Source organism: Anaerococcus sp. (assembly GCF_022770135.1).
Classification (GTDB): domain Bacteria; phylum Bacillota; class Clostridia; order Tissierellales; family Peptoniphilaceae; genus Anaerococcus.
Map to the genome: position 1 here is coordinate 1 of NZ_JALEIL010000085.1, position 16,977 is coordinate 16,977.

A 16,977-nucleotide genomic window follows, 5' to 3' on the forward strand; every position below is an offset into this window, starting at 1 on the left:
GCTAAATGAAGAAGTTAGAAGGCGTGAAAAAATAATCAGAATATTTCCCAATGGAGATTCAGCCATGAGATTGATAGGCGCAATCCTCATTGATATCAATGAGGATTGGATAACATCTTCTAAAATATATATTAGAATGAAATAGTAAATATTGTACTAGTTTAATTACACAATATTATGGACTTGACTATCATCTATGATTTTTCCTTTAATTATATTCTTGTCATCAATTATAATTTCATAGATATCAAAATAATCATCACCAAAGGCCCTCTGGGATTTGTATATTCTTTGTGTCTTATAGGAGTTTTTTCTCTGTGAATTTATATGGAATATGGAAAATACAGCTAAAAATCCCAGGATTATAACTGTCAAGATTTTCAATTTCTTATTTTTCATATGAGTATCCTTCCTTTTTCTGTAAAACTCTAATTTACATTATTCGGTATAAATTGTAAACTTTATCTATTTAAGGAGCTTATTATTTTTCGTAAGCTTAATCAAGGCTAAGATACTTCATTCTGAGTTTAATACAAGCTCGGTTGCCCGAGCTAGTCTTTATTTGGATAGTTTCTTATTTACCGCATCAATAGTTTTTTTGTCATGGAAGTAGTAAATTATCCCTATTATTATATAGATTATTATAAAAACGCCTATTGGATATATAAGTATTTTGGATGCTTCAAACCATCTTAAATAGATTCCTGCAAATATAAAATATGAAATTAGGATTAAGAAGTGAACTATTTGTTTTCTTCCGCTATATTCTTCTCTTAACTTTAAGATGATTGAACTAAGTTCTGGGATTAGGCCAAATCCGCCATAGATTAAAACTTGGATTATTCTTCCCGTACCTGGATTTACTCTAGCTAAAAATTCAGGATATCCTACAAAATTGCTTCCTAGATATAGGGATGCTATTGCTTCTATTATTCCTCCGATTCCAACGCCTACTAGAAACTGTATTAGTAAATTTTTAATATTTTTCATATTCTCCCCCTAAAGGCCCAAGGCCTTCTTAAATTCTTTAAGTTTTCTCCTAGAAACATAGCTGACATCACCATTAGCAAGTTCAACTGCAATTGTCCCTGTGAAAGAGAGGTCAAGTCTTTTTACATAGTCGAGGTTTACGATTTCAGATCTTGAGATTCTGATAAAATTTCTTCTATCAGTCCTCGATTCAAATTCATAGATAGTAAGCCTTGTAGTATATGTACTATCTTTCGTTTTAATATATACGTTTTTATCCTGGGCATATATTCTTATTATCTCATCAAAGGATAGGATGAAAACTTCCCTACACTTAAAGGCTACTATCTTATCGACCAATTTTTCGGTTAGGACATCTCTTATATTTTCGACTTCTTTAGAATACTCATTGGCATAAATCTTGACTTCAGTTTCTTCTATCGATTCATCTATGATTATTTCAACCTTCATAACTACCTCCTAAGACTATTATAGATTATCTGCTTTAAGTATTCACTTGTTTTCTGATAAAAGGGAGGGTTTCTATGATAAGCGGTAAAAAACCTGCCGATATTATCGACAGGTAGATTAGTGCTTATATTTTTTTCTTAAAAGGCCCAGTTGCCATTTTCAAATATTTTAAATTCTTTTTCGTCCTTGTAGCCCATAATTTCCAAATCGTCTGTTCCTACCATAAAGTCTTCGTGGATAAGGGAATCGTTTAGGCCGATTTCTTTAACCTTATTATCATCTAGCTCGCTTCCTCCTTCGACGGTTGTTGGGTAGGCCTTACCTAGGGCGAAGTGGCAGGAGGCGTTTTCGTCAAAGAGGGTGTTGTAGAAGAGGATGTTGGAATTTGATATTGGGGAATCGTAAGGGACTAGGGCGATTTCTCCTAGGTACTTGCTTCCTTCATCGCTATCTAACATCTTTCTTAGGGTGTCTTCTCCTTCTTTGGCAGAAAAAGATACTACCTTTCCATCTTTAAATTCAAACTCGAAATCATTAATTACAACTCCGTTATAGACTAGAGGCTTGCTAGCTACAAGTTTACCATCTACTCCATCGTATTGAGGTGAGGTAAAGACTTCTTCTGTTGGCATATTTGGGATAAATCTGTCGTTTTTCTCATTTGTTGATCCTGCGGACATCCAGATATGATTTTTAGGAAGTTTTACCCAAAGATCTGTTCCATTACTTGATTTGTAGTGGACCTTGTCAAATTGATGGTCGTTTAGGAATTTGGCCTTCTCATCTAGGGTGTTGATGTGATTTGTCCAGTTAGACTTTGTCTCATCCCAGGACTCGGATACTCTTGATACATCAAGGATTGTCTCCCATAATTTGTCGTAGGCTTTTTCCTCAGATAAGTCTGGGAAGACTTTCTTGGCCCATTTTTTGGTTGGGACAGAGATTACCAGCCAGGATAGGATATCGTTCATGGTGTATTTGACATATTCCTTGGTCTTCTTGCTGTTTTCCCTAATAGCTTCAGAGATTTTCTCGCTATCAAGTCCCTTTAGTAGGTCAGGGTCTTCTGCGTAGATTGAAATCCTGTTTGACTTCTTTTGAGCTATTTGATATTCTAGCTTTTCTATTTTCCAGTCAGGAACTTCGTTTAGGGTCTCCTGGTCTTGGTATTCGTAAGTAAGTCTTGTAATTGTGTCATCTTTCCAGTCGATTGCTACATTTCTTGCTCCCTTTTCATAGGCAGCCTTTGCAATAAGTCTACAAAGTTCAGGGCTTTCGACAGGAGATGTGATTAGGACATCTTCTCCTTCTTTGACATTTACGCCGAATTCAACGGCGAGCTTTGCGAAGTTTTCTATTCTTTTATTCATTGCTCCTCCTTTTTTCTCCTATTATACTTCTATTGTAATTAAATAATATCGTAGATGATAGATACTATCATTTTGGGTAGAATAATGATAATGAAGTAAAAAGGAGATATAGATGAAAAAAAGAAGTGAAGTTGATGTAAAAGAAACTTGGAAGATCGAGGATATGTATGCTGACGATGATGCTTTCTATGAAGAAATAGAAAAGCTAAAGGCTAAGGCAGGAGAATTTTCTAAGGAATTTAAGAATATAGAAACAGTAGAAGAAGTATCAAAGTCCTTGAGGGAGTATTCAGAAATCATAGCTATAGTAGATAAGTTAGGAACCTTTGCGGGAATTTCTATGGAAGTTGATACTACAGATGATCATATGGCCAAAAGATATGCAAGACTTGGCAATGAGCTTTCTAAGGTATTTTCTGACCTATCTTTCTACGAGCCAGCTCTTTCTAGGCTTGATAAGAAAATCCTAGGGGAAGTTATCGAAAAGAATAAGGATTTTGCCTACTTTATAGAAAGAATAGAAGATAAACAAGCCCACATGTTATCAGATGAGACAGAAGCAGTCCTTGCAAGCCTCGAGCCTACTTTCGATGCTCCATATACTAACTACAACGATATGCGTTATGGGGATATGGACTTTGAAAACTTCGAGTATGAAGGAGAAGAGATCATCCTTAACCACAATACCTTCGAGGAATTTTTAGAAACTGACCCAAGGACTGACCTAAGACGTGAAGCCTTCAAGAGATATCATGATGTTTTAAGAAAATATGAAAACGCAGATGCCTCAGTCTACAATACTCAAGTGACAAATGAGAAGAGGCTAGCTGATATTCGTGGTTACGAATCAGTTTTCCATTATCTCTTGGCTCGTCAAGACGTTGATTTCGATATTTATGAAAACCAACTGGACACAATTATGGAAAAACTTGCTCCACACATGAGAAAGTACGCAGAAATCATCAAGAAACACTACGGCCTAGATGAGATGACCTACGCAGACTTAAAGCTTGCGATAGACCCAGAATATGAGCTTGAAGTTGATATAGATAAGGCCCGTGAATACATCCTAGATGGACTTTCTCCCCTAGGAGAGGAATATGTATCATATCTTGATAAGGCCTTTTCCGATAGATGGATTGACTACGCCCAAAACACAGGCAAGAGAACAGGAGCCTTCTGTGCAAGTCCTTACAAGTCTCATCCATTTATAATGACAACTTACAACAATTCTATGAGCCAAGTTATGACCCTAGCCCACGAGTTAGGCCATGCTTGCCAAGGTATTTACTCAAATGATAATCAAGAAGCTCTTCTTTCAGGTATGAGCATGTATTTTGTAGAGTCCCCATCGACAGCCAACGAGATAACTATGGAAAGATATCTCTTAAACAAGGCAAAAGATGATAGGGAGAAGTTATGGGTGCTTTCTACAATGCTTGGAAAGACTTATTATCACAACTTCGTAACCCACTTCCTTGAAGCAAGCTTTCAAAGAGATGTCTATCGTGCAGTAGAAAAAGGAGAGAGCCTTTCATCTTCTGACTTTAATAGGATCTTTAAGGAAAATCTAGAGAAATTCTGGGGAGATTCTGTGAAACTTGACGAGGGAAGTGAGCTAACTTGGATGAGGCAACCTCACTATTATATGGGACTCTACCCTTACACCTACTCAGCAGGTCTTACTATAGGAACAATAATTTCAGATAAGATTGTAAATGGTACAGACGAAGATAGGAAAAGATGGATAGAAGTCTTAAAGATGGGTGGATCAAAAGGACCAATCGACCTTGCCAAGGAAGCTGGAGTAGATATGACTACTACAAGGCCTCTTGAAGAAGCTATAGAATTTATAGGTTCGATAATCGATCAAATCGACGAGCTTTTGACAAAGCTAGATATGTATAAATAGATGAAATATAAAGATTTCGTTTATGGAGTAATGGCAGGAGTCATAGTAGGCCTTGGGGCAGTAGTAAAACTTAGTGTTCCTTCAAAGGCCTTAGGCTCCTTCCTCTTTGCTGGAGCTCTTTTTATTATCTTAAGTCTTGAGTATTATCTCTTTACTGGCATGGTAGGATATTACTTTTATAAGGAAAGAAGACCCTATAGATTTAAGCTCGCAAAAGTGCTTTTAGGAAATCTCTTGGGGACCTTCACAGTAGCCAAAATGATTAGCCTAACGAGATATGGAGAGAATCTAATCCATCTTGCAGAAAAATCGACAGCTATAAAAACATCGGATAACTTATTAAGCTTATTTATCCTAGCGATTTTTTGTAATATGTTTGTCACAAACGCTACCCATCAATTTAAGTACAATTCCTACCAAGTAGGAAAGTATCTAGCCATATTTATATCTATTATGACTTTTGTTCTATCAGGATTTGAACATTCAATAGCAGATAGTTTTTACTTTTTCCTAGTAGGAAAGATAAATCCTAGAGTCATAAGTGTATTTATAGTTGTACTTTTGGGAAATATTGTTGGAGGATTAATAATACCTACGGTGGCTCTTTTCTACGATGATAAATTTCAACTCAAGGGATGATTTTAAGCTAGGAAAATTTTGGAAAAATCAAGTGATTTTGCTTGACATTCTTGCTTTATATAGTATATCTTGATATAATAAAATATATTAGTTCGGGGCTGTTGCAAAACTATGAATAATCATCGTACCATCGTTAGAAGGTTCTCTAAGGAAATTTTCAGTGGTGCCTGCCGGCTGATGGAGGCAAAATTTCCGTGGAGGTTCTTCTAACGATAATGGTACGATTTATTCATTCTGCAACAGCCCTCCTTATCTATTTTATTATTTTTTACTTAAAAATTTTCAAGATTTATTATATAATAGTAAAAGAATATATATTTTGTAATTAATTAAAATGAAGGAGAATTAAATGGAAAACGTACGTGTAAGATTTGCACCATCACCAACAGGATATTTGCATATAGGAGGTCTTAGAACTGCTTTGTTCAACTACCTATACGCAAGACATACTGGTGGAGATATGCTTTTAAGAATTGAAGATACAGACAGGACTAGATTTGTAGAAGGGGCCTTGGAAAATTTACTAAAGGCTCTTAAATGGTCTGGCATTGAAATCGACGAGGGAGTAATGCTAGATGAAAATGGTAAAGTTACCCAAAAGGGAGACTGCGGTCCATACATCCAATCTGAAAGAGTTGAAGAAGGAATTTATGACAAATATATCGACCAACTCATAGAAGAAGGCAAGGCTTATTATTGCTTCTGCTCACAAGAAAGAATCGATAAGGTACGTGACCAACAAAGAGCTGACGGACTTACACCAAAATATGACGGACTTTGCAGGTCAATCCCTCTAGAAGAAGCTAAAAAAAGAGTTGCAGCAGGCGAGCCACACACAGTTAGACTAAAACTTCCAGTAAACCGTGACATTACTTTTAACGATAAGATAAAGGGAAAGATCACCTTCAATACAGACGATCAAGATGACCAAGTCCTTATCAAAAGAGATGGTTTCCCAACCTATCACTTTGCAGTAGTAGTAGATGATCACTTGATGGGAATCACCCACGTAGTTCGTGGAGATGAGTGGGTTTCTTCAACTCCAAAACACGTTTACCTCTATGAAGCCTTTGGCTGGAAGGCACCAGAATATATCCACCTACCAACCGTTCTTAACAAGGACCACAAGAAATATTCAAAGAGAAACGGAGACGGTATGGTAGAAGATTTCATCGAAGAAGGCTACATGCCAGAAGGACTTATCAACTTCTTAGCCCTACTCGGCTGGTCACCAGATAGCGAAGAAGAAATATTTACTATGAAACAACTAGCTGAACAATTCGACTTTGATAGAGTAAACAAGACCGGAGCAGTTTTTGATAAGAGAAAACTCGACTGGGTTAACGGTCACTATGTAAGAGACCTTTCAGTAGATGAGCTTACAGAAAAAATCAAACCATATATGCTAAAATCGGGCCTAATAGATGAATCTTACCCAGAAGATAAGTTGAAACTCTTAGCAGCGACCTGGCAATCAGCAATTGATAAGTTCTCAGATGCACCAGAACTATCAAAGAACTATTTCCTAGCTGATAAGGACATGACTTGGGATGAGGAAGCGGTTGAGGCAATTAAGACAGATGATGCCAAAAAACTAATCGACTCCTTCCTAAATCACCTTGAAGAAATTGATGAAATCGACGAAGAATTCGCTTCAACTATAATGAAGAAAATCCAAAAAGAAACAGGAATAAAGGGCAAGAACCTATGGTTCCCAGTAAGGGCTGCCATAACAGGATCAGTTCACGGACCAGAACTTTCTAACGCCTTCGTAATCATGGGCAAGGAAAAAATCAAAGAAAGATTAAATTACGTAAAGGAAAACTTTTAATGAAAATTCATAACACGCTTACAAGACAAAAAGAAGAATTTATCCCGATAGAAGAAAACAAAATAAGGATGTATGTCTGTGGGCCAACTGTTTATGATTATATGCACATTGGAAATGCTAGGCCATTAGTTGTATTTGATACCTTCAGACGCTATATGCAGTTTAAGGGCTACGATGTAAAATATGTGGTAAACTTCACAGATGTAGACGATAAGATAATCAACAAATCTATCGCCGAAGGAATCACTACCAAGGAAGTTACAGACAAATATATAGCTGCCTATATGGAAGATGCCAACGACTTAAATATAGATGAAGAAGATACCATCCACCCTAGGGCAACCGAGGTTATGGATGATATCATAGCCTTCGTCAAAGGCCTAATCGATAAGGGTATGGCCTACGAATCAGAAGGAGATGTCTACTTCGACGTATCAAAGGCAGACGATTATGGTAAGCTTTCAGGTAAAAACATAGAAGATCTAATCCACGGAGCAAGTAATAGACTAGATACTGCTGATGGATCAAAGAAAAAATCTCCAGTAGACTTTGCCTTGTGGAAGAAGACCAAAAAGGAAGGCGAAATAAGCTGGAAGTCTCCATGGGGAGAGGGAAGACCTGGCTGGCATATAGAATGCTCTACCATGAGTAAGAAAATCTTAGGAGAGACTATAGATATCCACGCTGGCGGAGAAGACTTGGAGTTTCCTCATCACGAAAACGAAATTGCCCAATCAGAAGGCCTTAATGAAAAGACTTTTGCCAATTACTGGATGCACAATGGAATGATCCAAGTAGACGGAACAAAGATGAGCAAGTCTTTGGGAAACTTCTTTACCCTTCATGATATCAAGAAGGAATATGACCTATCCATTATTAGATTTTGGTTACTTACAACAAATTATAGGCAACCAATCAACTTCACAAGAGAAATAATAGAGCAGGCTAAAGCCTCCCTTCAAAGACTAACCAATGCTTACTTTAGGCTAGAAGAACTGTTAGATAAGGCTGAAGGAAAGGCACTATCAGAAGAAGAGAAGAAGCTAGAAAATGATCTTAAGGCCTTTAAGGATAAGTTTATCGAAGTGATGGATGATGACTTAAACACAGCAGATGCTATCACGGTTTTATTTGACATAACAAAATTTGTAAATACAAAACTAGATTCATCATCAAGTAAGGATCTTGTAGATAAAACTTATAAGCTTTACAAGGAACTTTTCGATAGCTTGGGCCTTCTTGCTAAGAAGAAGGAAGCGGATGTAGACGTAGGAAAAATCGAAGAGCTAATAGCAAAAAGAACTGAAGCCAAAAAGGCCAAGGACTTTGCTACAGCAGATGCCATAAGAGATGAGCTTTCTGCTATGGGAATTACAATCAAGGATACCAGAGAAGGTGTCAAGTGGGAGATTAGCTGATGGATAAGATATACGGAAGAAAGCCAGTCCTAGACACCCTAGATACCGACATCAAAGTCTACAAGGCCTATATCTTAAAGCAAAATTCAAGGCTCGTTGATAAGATTATTGATAAGCTTAATCAAAAAAATATAGAAATATCCTTTGTAGATAAGAGATTTTTTGATAAGATAGATATGAACCACCAAGGTGTTATGCTTGAGGTCGAATCTTTTAAGTATGCTAGCCTAGAAGACTTATCGGATTCTTCAAGGCTTGTAATCTTAGATAAAATCGAAGACCCTCACAACCTGGGCGCAATCATTAGGAGTGCAGAAAGCTTTGGCTTTGACGCAGTTATAATTCCAGAAAGAAGATCTGCTTCTGTAACCTCAACAGTGTATAAGACTAGTGCCGGAGCTATTAATAACATCAAGGTAGTAAGGGTGACTAATCTAACAAGGACTATAAAGGACCTTAAGGGTCAGGGTTTTTGGATCTATGGCCTTGCTGGAGAAGCTCACTCTGATATAAGTCATGCAGACCTAAGAGGTAAGGTGGCTCTCGTTGTAGGCAACGAAGGCGAAGGAATCTCTAGACTTGTGAGGGAGAATTGTGATATGCTTATAAATATACCAATGCTTGGGAGAGTTAATAGCTTAAATGCCTCTGTAGCGGCGGCGATTTCTATGTATGAGCTATTAAGACAAAATGGCTTTAATTAAGAGAAACATCACCTTTATCGATGGCTACAATGTCATAAACAAATGGGGTGAACTTAAAGAAATCAGTAGGATTGACCTGGCGGATGCAAGGGATAAACTCATAGAAGAGATGGCAGAATATAAGTCCCTATCGGGAGAAGAACTTGTAATAGTCTTTGATGCCTACAATCTCGATAGGGTAAAAGAAACTATCGTAGAAAAATATGGGATGAAGATTGTATTTACTAAAAGGTTTCAGACTGCTGACACCTACATAGAAAGAGAGCTCGCAAAGGCTAATAGGCATCACAATATCAAGGTAGTAACTGACGATGGCGCTATCCAAACTCAGGTGACAAGCAAGGGAGCAAGCAGGGTTACGGCCCTTGAATTAAGACAAGACCTAGATACTATGAGAGGGCAGATCAAAAGAAAAAGGAAAGAAGACTTCAACCAAAACTTCAAAACTTTCCCTATATCAGATAAACTTTCTGATGTGATTGATAAAATTAAGGAAGATTTGGAAAATAAAAGTTAGGTAAATAAATTCAAATGGGTGATAAAATGGATAAAATAAATTTAAAAGACAAAAAAACCCTAGAGAAATTAAAAGAGTATCTCAACTCAGAGGACTTGACCGAAGAGGAGATTATCTCAATTCTTGAAGGTTTAACAGAAGAAGAAAAAGATGAGATAATAGATATTATATCAGACGAAGTGGATGATGACGAAGACGAAGACGATGACTTCGAAGAAAGAAGTAAAAATATATCAAAAACTTCAATCATGCCTATAAGCCGCCGTGATATGATAGAGCTATCTGATCTTACAAATGAGCAAATAGTGGAACAATTCCAAATAGGAAATCAGAATGCCCTAGCAGCCCTTGTAGAAAAAAACCAAGGACTTGTTAGAAGTAGGGCCTCATATTTCTTTAGGTCTCACGGAAATGACCTAGACCTAGAGGACCTAGTCCAATCAGGTATGCTTGGTATGATTCGTGCGGCAGAAAAGTTCGACCTATCCCTAGGCTATAAGTTTACAACTTATGCCTATAAGTGGATCGATAAGGCCATAAGAAAGGCCATCAACAAGGAAGGTCACACCATAAGAATACCTGCGGGTAAATATCTAAAACTTAATAAGCTTAAGCAAATTCTTAAGGCAAATCCAGAAGCAAGTGATGAGGAACTTTATAGGATTTTGGAAAAGGAAGGAATCGATAAGAAACAAGCAGACGATCTTTTCCTAATCAACAGAAACCAAGTAAACTCCACATCCCTTAACATCAACCTGGACAGTGAGGATTCGACAGGTGATGAGCTTATGGATATGGTAGGAGATGAGTCAACTCCAGTCGATATGCTAATACTAGAAAAAGACATGGAAAACTTCCTCCTTAAGGCCCTAGACCAACTAACAGATAGGGAAAAGCAAATCATAATCTTTAGATATGGTCTAGATAACGAAAAACCTAAGACACTCGAAGAAATTGGGAAGATTTACGACTTATCCAGAGAGAGAATTAGACAGATTGAAAATCAAGCCTTGGGCAAACTAAAAGAATTTTCTGAAAGAGAAGAATAAAATAGTGGCTGAGCCAGATGTCGGCCACTCCTTCTTAAACTTAACCAATTCGATAGTTTTTAATAATAATGTATAATATTCCTACTTTTCGTTTAAATCTAGACGATTTAGCTTAATGCATAAAAAACGTTTGCATTTTTAATGATTATCTAGTAACATATAAGTAGATTATTAAAGAAAAGGAGGTACCTATGTACGAACAAAAAGTAACACTTTCTAATGAAATAGGTTTACATGCTAGACCAGCATCTATTTTTATCAGACAAGCCGTTAAGTTCCCATGTGACATCACAGTAGAGAAAGCTGGTAGAAGTTATAATGCAAAATCTATCATGTCAGTTCTTAGCATGAGTGCTTCTAAAGGCGATGAGATAATTATTAGAGCAGACGGTGAATCAGAAAATGAAGCTGTAAGTGCACTCATTGACTTAGTTGAGAATAAGCTTGCAGATTATTAATAATATTTTTACACAAAACGAACTATTAGTTTAGCTCGTTTTTTTGTGCTTAAATTTAGCTCTACTAGCTGATTCTTTTTTTCTAAAGATAATTGAATTATTGACTAGGCCTGTAAGAGCCTATTTTTCTTAAATTTATCTTTAACAAGGATATTTGACTTGATGGAATTAGAAAATTTATCTAAGCCTACAAAGATTCTTACAAGATGTTTATTTTTACCTTTCTTTAGGGTAAATTGATTAAAGGGATAATTTGATAATCCCTAGTAAAAGAGTATACTTTAAATAGATTTTTGAAAAATAAAAAGAGGTGCAGATGACTAATTTATTAAAGATAGAAGATCTTCACGTATCAGTTGGAGATAAGAAGATTTTAGATGGTATAGATTTAGAGATAAATAAGGGCGAAGTTCACGTTGTAATGGGATCAAATGGTTCCGGTAAGTCAACCCTAATGAATACAATTATGGCCAACCCTGTCTATGAAGTTACAGATGGAAAGATTTTCTTTGAGGGAGAAGATATCACAGAAGAATCTGTAGATAAGAGAGCTAGACGCGGGATTTTCATGAGCTTCCAACATCCAGACGAGATTCCTGGAGTTAAGCTTAATGACTTTTTAAGAATTTCCAAAGAGCAAAGAGAAGGAAAGAAGCCTTCAATTCTTGCCTTTAACAAGGAATTATCAAAAGAGATGAAAGATCTAAAGCTTTCTGATGATTATGCTACAAGATATGTAAACGTAGGATTTTCTGGTGGTGAAAGAAAAAAATCAGAGATTCTTCAAATGAAGATGCTTAATCCAAAGCTTGCCCTCCTAGATGAGACAGACTCAGGTCTTGACGTGGATGCCGTAAGAATTGTAAGCGAAGGAATCAAGGACTTCTTAAGCGAGGATAATGCAGTAGTTATCATAACTCACCACAGAGAGTTACTTTCAAATATCAAGGCTGACTATGTACACATCCTAAAAGACGGCAAGATCCAAGAGACAGGCGACGATAGCCTAATGGATAAGATTGAAAAAGAAGGATACGAGTGGGTGTAAGATGAAAGAAATTAATATTGAAGATCAATTAAAGGAGCTCGATCGAGGATATTACGACTTCTTTAATGAATTTGAATATGCAGATATAACCGAAAAGGGTCTTAATGCTGATATAGTAAATGAGATTTCTAAGAAGAAAAACGAACCAGACTGGATGAGAAGGAGGAGACTAAAATCTCTTGCTCTTTTCGAAAAAATTGACAACCCTTCTTGGGGACCAGACCTTTCTGAGCTAAACATGGATGATATCACAACTTATGTTAAGCCAAAATCTGATAAGAAATCTAACTGGGAAGCCCTTCCAGAAGAGATTAGAGATACCTTTGATAGACTCGGAATCCCTCAAGCTGAGCAAGAGTCTCTTGCAGGTGTAGGTGCCCAATACGACAGTGAGGAAGTATATCACTCAATCCAAAAGCACCTATCTGATCAAGGGGTAATCTTTACGGACTTCTCATCAGCCCTTAGGGAACATGAGGATATAGTAAAGGCCTACTTCCAAAAGGCCATTCCTCCAACTCTACACAAATACGCAGCCCTTCACGGAGCTGTATGGAGTGGAGGTTCACTAATCTATGTTCCAGAAGGAGTTGAGGTAGATATTCCTCTCCAATCCTACTACAGGCTAAACGCTCCTGGAGCAGGCCAATTCGAGCATACAATGATCATAGCAGAAGATAATGCCAAGGTTCACTTTATCGAGGGCTGTTCTGCTCCAAGATACAATGTAGTTAACCTTCACGCAGGTTCTGTAGAAATCTTTGTCGGAAAAAACGCCGAAGTTAGATTTTCAACCATAGAAAACTGGTCAAGGAATATGTACAACCTAAATACCAAAAGAGCCATCGTCCAAGAAGGCGGCAAGGTAATTTGGGTATCAGGTTCTTTCGGATCTAAGGTGTCTATGCTTTATCCAACAAGCGTTCTTGCAGGAGAAGGAGCTAGTGCAGAATATACAGGAATCACTTTTGCATCTAACGGCCAATATATCGACAATGGTTGCTCTATGATTCACCTTGCTCCAAACACTTATTCAACAGCCCTTACAAAATCAATCACAGCAGGTTCTGGTAAGAGCATGACAAGGTCTCTCGTTCAAATGAAGAAGAACTCAGCTGGTTCCAGATCAACAGTAGACTGCGAGAACCTAATGATTTCAGAAGAGTCCCAATCAGATACAATACCTGTACTAGATATTAGAAATGACGATGTAGATTGCGGCCACGAAGCCAAAATAGGATCAATCGATCAAGGACAAATCTTTTATCTAATGAGCAGGGGAATTCCTGAAGAAGAAGCTAAATCAATGATTGTAAGAGGTTTTGCTGAACCAATTTCTAGAGAGCTTCCACTAGAATATGCTGTCGAGATGAATCGTCTTATCGATATGGAATTGGAAGGAGCAAACGGCTGATGGCAAGAATTAACGAAATGAGAATGCCAACTTGGGCAAGTCTCGGACTAAATTATTTAAAAGAAGATAAAATCAATATAGAAAATATAGAAGAAATCTCAAAGGCAGAAGATTTTTCGGAATTAAGTGAAGTTGAAGAAGCCTTCGCAGGCCACAAGGTCGGCATTTCTGAAAAAATTGAAAAAGAAAATAAAGATTTTAGAAACAAAGCCTATAACTTCGATGTTAAGGGAGAAAGAGAAACAGAATTTATCGAATTTGACCTAAATAAGGATGAAAATATTATAGTGTCAAACATTGGCATCAAGGCGGGTGAAGCTAGCAAATCATCATTTTTGATAAATATTTTCGATGATGGTTCAGAGAAGATCTTCCTTAACTCAAGAATTAGGGCGAAACTTGATAAGAATTCCTATGTCAAAATTGTCGTGGTTACAAATCTTGGAAAAGATGCTACAAACCTAAACTCAATTGGAACTTACCTTGCAGAAGATGCTATATTGGATATCACTTATATAGAAGTTGGAGCTGGCAAGAGCCTTGTAAATATCGACAATATCCTTAAGGGAGATAGGGCTCAGGTCATCCAAAAGGGAGTATACTTTAAAGAAGGAGATGACTTCCTAGATCTTTTAGCTACTAACGAGCACTTTGGAACTGATACTGATTCAGAATGTATGTTCAACGGTGCCCTAAAGGACAGGGCTGAGAAGAACTTCAAGGGAGTAGTTGACCTAAGAAGAGGCTGCCACAAGGCAGATGGTAAGATCGGCGACTATTCTATGATGCTTTCAGATGATGTAATCAACAAGTCTGCCCCAATCCTCCTAAACGAGGAAAGGGAAGTTGCTGGAAACCACGCAGCAAGCGTAGGTAGACTAAATAAGGAAATGCTATTTTACATCATGAGCCGTGGCTTTAGTAAGAAACAAGCCGAAGCTATGATGCTTGAAGCAAACTTTGCTCCAGCTATTGATAATATCGAATATGAAGCTTTGAGAGATAAGATCAGAGCGAAAGTTCATCAAATGAACCTAGGATACGATTTATGATTGATGTAGAAAAAATTAGAGCTGACTTTCCCTACCTTGATAGCGAAAAGGTGGGAAAGGAAGTTATTTATTTAGATACAGGAGCGACAAGTCAGAAGCCAGCCTATGTGATTGATGCAGTTGACGAATACTACAGATATTCTAACGCCAACCCTCACAGGGGAGCCCACTTTCTAAGCTGGAAGGCGACAGAAGCTTACGAAGAAACAAGGGAAGTTGTAAAAGACTTTATAGGAGCTAGGAAATCTTCTGAGATTGTCTTTACAAGATCGACCACAGAGGCCTTAAACCTCTTGGCCTATTCTTATGGGCTAAACAATCTCAAAAAAGATGACGAAATTCTAATTACAATACTAGAACATCATGCAAATCTCGTTCCATGGCAAATGGTAACAAAAAAGACTGGGGCAAAGCTAGTCTATGCCTACTTAAATGATGACTACAGCCTAGATTATGATGATTTAAAAAGCAAAATCAACGATAAGACTAAGATAGTTTCTGTAACTGGAGCAAGCAATGTTACAGGAGAGCTTATCGATTCAAAGCTTATTACTAAATGGGCTCATGAAGTTGGTGCCATATCAATAGTAGACGGAGCCCAACTTATCCCTCACGTAAAAACAGACGTAAAAGATATAGATTGTGATTTCTTAGTCTTTTCAGGACACAAGATGTTCTCTCCTATGGGAATCGGGGTCCTTTATGGAAAATACGAGCTTTTGGATAAGCTTGAGCCTTTCAACTACGGCGGAGATATGATAGAATATGTCTATGAACAAGAATCTACTTTCCAAGAGCCACCTATCAAATTTGAAGCTGGAACTCCAAATGTAGGAGGAGTCCTTGGACTAAAAGCTGCGATTGAGTATGTAGAAAAAATCGGTATGGATGAGATATTTGCCTATGAGCATGAATTAACTTCCTATGCCTATGATTTGATAAAGGACATCCCAAATATCAAAATCTTCTATCCGACAAATGGCAAGGCAGGATCTGTAATATCATTTACCTTTACAGACATCCACCCACACGATATAGCTACAATCCTTGATAGCAAGGGAATAGCTGTAAGAAGCGGCCACCATTGTGCTATGCCCCTTCACGGATACTTGGGCATATCTGCAACTGCCAGAGCATCATTTTCTATATACAATACCAAAGAAGAAGCAGAGATTTTTGCCCGTGAATTAAAAAATGTAAGAAAGGTGATGGGCCTATAATGAATATGGAAGAAATTTATAGTCAAATAATACTAGATCATTCAAGAAATCAAGCTAACAAACACGACTTGGAAGATGCAGATATCAAAGAACCAGGCCACAATCCATCCTGTGGGGACGAAATCGTCCTCCAACTAAAGATGGATGGAGATATCATAAAAGATGCAGCCTTCACAGGAGATGGCTGTGCCATAAGCCAAGCTGCAACTAGCGTTATGTGCGATATTATAGTTGGAAAGACTAAGGAAGAAGCTAAGAAGCTTGCTGATATCTACATAAGAATGATCAAAAGAGAAGATGTTACGGACGAAGAGCTAGAGCTCTTAGAAGATGCGGTAGCCTTCAAGAACATCCAAAATATGCCACAAAGAGTAAAGTGTGCCCTCCTATCATGGAAGACACTTGACCAAACTATCTAAGATGAATTTGAAAAACTTTGAATTGATGGAATTTATAACGAGTCTAGTATCAGCTATTCTCTTGTACGTTCTAACAATCTATCAATATCTTAATTCTAAACCTTACTTTTATCTAGTTTTGATAGCAGCTCTTTTAATGAGTGCGAATGCCTATCTTAAGTATAAAAAGTATAAGGATAAGAGAAAAATTTGAAAAATAAATAATAATATCTTATAATGTAAGTAGCTAGGGGTGCAATAGCTGAGAGATGGAATTATCCATTAACCCTTTAAACTTGTTAGGTTAAAACCTGCGTAAGAAAGCTAATTATAATAAAGCAAAAGTTTAAAGACCCCTAGAAGGGGTCTCAGAGCGTAGACAAAGTAACTTCAATCGAAATTTATTTTATCGTTAAGTTACCCTTATCTCGACTAAGAGAGTGAAACGAACGCATGGAGAGATCTCATTAGATTTCTCCGCTCACTCCGTTCGGTCGAAATAAGGGT

The 16,977-nt window shown here is 37.3% G+C and carries 19 protein-coding genes and 1 riboswitch; of the genes, 15 read left to right on the top strand and 4 right to left on the bottom strand.

Translation table 11 applies throughout. The features are described from left to right. The coding region (locus MRZ08_RS03765; protein WP_297379410.1) for a transposase at positions 1–145 on the top strand (145 nt) is incomplete at its 5' end. Between the two features lie 20 nt (positions 146–165). Here the strand turns inward: MRZ08_RS03765 and MRZ08_RS03770 are convergent. From MRZ08_RS03770 to MRZ08_RS03785, 4 genes are all read right to left on the bottom strand, one after another. Beyond that, a complete protein-coding gene (locus MRZ08_RS03770; protein WP_297379378.1) occupies positions 166–399 on the bottom strand; it encodes a hypothetical protein in 234 nt (77 codons plus the stop codon). 159 nt (positions 400–558) lie between these two features. Then, on the bottom strand, positions 559–990 hold the full coding sequence (locus tag MRZ08_RS03775) for a DUF3021 family protein (RefSeq protein ID WP_297379380.1): 432 nt from the start codon (positions 988–990) through the stop codon (positions 559–561). Positions 991–999: 9 nt separating this feature from the next. Continuing rightward, positions 1,000–1,440 carry a LytTR family DNA-binding domain-containing protein gene (locus tag MRZ08_RS03780; RefSeq protein WP_297379382.1) on the bottom strand — a complete coding sequence of 147 codons (441 nt, stop codon included), beginning with the start codon at positions 1,438–1,440 and terminating at the stop codon, positions 1,000–1,002. Between the two features lie 137 nt (positions 1,441–1,577). Next, entirely contained in the window at positions 1,578–2,810 is a 1,233-nt protein-coding gene (locus tag MRZ08_RS03785; RefSeq protein ID WP_297379383.1) for an aminopeptidase, read from the bottom strand. A 112-nt stretch (positions 2,811–2,922) separates the two neighbouring features. Between MRZ08_RS03785 and pepF the strand changes: the two genes are divergently transcribed. The 14 genes from pepF to MRZ08_RS03855 all read left to right on the top strand — a co-directional run bounded on the left by pepF (position 2,923) and on the right by MRZ08_RS03855 (position 16,684). Beyond that, positions 2,923–4,722 (top strand): oligoendopeptidase F, encoded by a 1,800-nt coding sequence (gene pepF, locus MRZ08_RS03790; RefSeq protein ID WP_297379385.1) that lies wholly within the window; start codon positions 2,923–2,925, stop codon positions 4,720–4,722. Next, positions 4,723–5,361: a formate/nitrite transporter family protein gene (locus MRZ08_RS03795; protein WP_297379387.1), complete on the top strand. Its 639-nt coding sequence runs from the start codon at positions 4,723–4,725 to the stop codon at positions 5,359–5,361. Positions 5,362–5,710: 349 nt separating this feature from the next. After that, positions 5,711–7,192, top strand: a complete 1,482-nt coding sequence (gene gltX, locus MRZ08_RS03800; RefSeq protein WP_297379389.1) for a glutamate--tRNA ligase — start codon at positions 5,711–5,713, stop codon at positions 7,190–7,192. Further along, positions 7,192–8,610 (top strand): cysteine--tRNA ligase, encoded by a 1,419-nt coding sequence (cysS, locus tag MRZ08_RS03805; protein ID WP_297379390.1) that lies wholly within the window; start codon positions 7,192–7,194, stop codon positions 8,608–8,610. The genes gltX and cysS overlap by 1 nt, the downstream gene beginning before the upstream one ends. Beyond that, positions 8,610–9,314, top strand: coding sequence for a 23S rRNA (guanosine(2251)-2'-O)-methyltransferase RlmB (gene rlmB / locus MRZ08_RS03810; RefSeq protein ID WP_297379393.1), 705 nt, complete (start codon positions 8,610–8,612; stop codon positions 9,312–9,314). The genes cysS and rlmB overlap by 1 nt, the downstream gene beginning before the upstream one ends. After that, positions 9,301–9,831 (top strand): NYN domain-containing protein, encoded by a 531-nt coding sequence (locus MRZ08_RS03815; RefSeq protein ID WP_297379395.1) that lies wholly within the window; start codon positions 9,301–9,303, stop codon positions 9,829–9,831. The genes rlmB and MRZ08_RS03815 overlap by 14 nt, the downstream gene beginning before the upstream one ends. Positions 9,832–9,857: 26 nt before the next feature. Next, positions 9,858–10,880, top strand: a complete 1,023-nt coding sequence (locus tag MRZ08_RS03820) for a sigma-70 family RNA polymerase sigma factor (RefSeq protein ID WP_297379397.1) — start codon at positions 9,858–9,860, stop codon at positions 10,878–10,880. Between the two features lie 191 nt (positions 10,881–11,071). Next, entirely contained in the window at positions 11,072–11,338 is a 267-nt protein-coding gene (locus tag MRZ08_RS03825) for an HPr family phosphocarrier protein (protein WP_105301525.1), read from the top strand. Positions 11,339–11,654: 316 nt separating this feature from the next. Continuing rightward, complete coding sequence (gene sufC, locus MRZ08_RS03830; RefSeq protein WP_297379400.1) at positions 11,655–12,386, top strand: Fe-S cluster assembly ATPase SufC; 732 nt, start codon at positions 11,655–11,657, stop codon at positions 12,384–12,386. Between the two features lies 1 nt (position 12,387). Then, positions 12,388–13,800: a Fe-S cluster assembly protein SufB gene (gene sufB / locus MRZ08_RS03835; protein ID WP_297379402.1), complete on the top strand. Its 1,413-nt coding sequence runs from the start codon at positions 12,388–12,390 to the stop codon at positions 13,798–13,800. Then, entirely contained in the window at positions 13,800–14,852 is a 1,053-nt protein-coding gene (locus tag MRZ08_RS03840) for a SufD family Fe-S cluster assembly protein (protein WP_297379404.1), read from the top strand. Before sufB ends, MRZ08_RS03840 begins: the two co-directional genes overlap by 1 nt. After that, positions 14,849–16,072 (top strand): cysteine desulfurase, encoded by a 1,224-nt coding sequence (locus tag MRZ08_RS03845; protein ID WP_297379406.1) that lies wholly within the window; start codon positions 14,849–14,851, stop codon positions 16,070–16,072. Before MRZ08_RS03840 ends, MRZ08_RS03845 begins: the two co-directional genes overlap by 4 nt. Continuing rightward, on the top strand, positions 16,072–16,491 hold the full coding sequence (gene sufU, locus MRZ08_RS03850; RefSeq protein WP_297379408.1) for a Fe-S cluster assembly sulfur transfer protein SufU: 420 nt from the start codon (positions 16,072–16,074) through the stop codon (positions 16,489–16,491). Before MRZ08_RS03845 ends, sufU begins: the two co-directional genes overlap by 1 nt. A 1-nt stretch (position 16,492) precedes the next feature. Beyond that, positions 16,493–16,684 (top strand): hypothetical protein, encoded by a 192-nt coding sequence (locus tag MRZ08_RS03855; protein WP_297379412.1) that lies wholly within the window; start codon positions 16,493–16,495, stop codon positions 16,682–16,684. Between the two features lie 25 nt (positions 16,685–16,709). Further along, a riboswitch (TPP riboswitch) is annotated at positions 16,710–16,809 on the top strand. Positions 16,810–16,977: the final 168 nt, after the last annotated feature.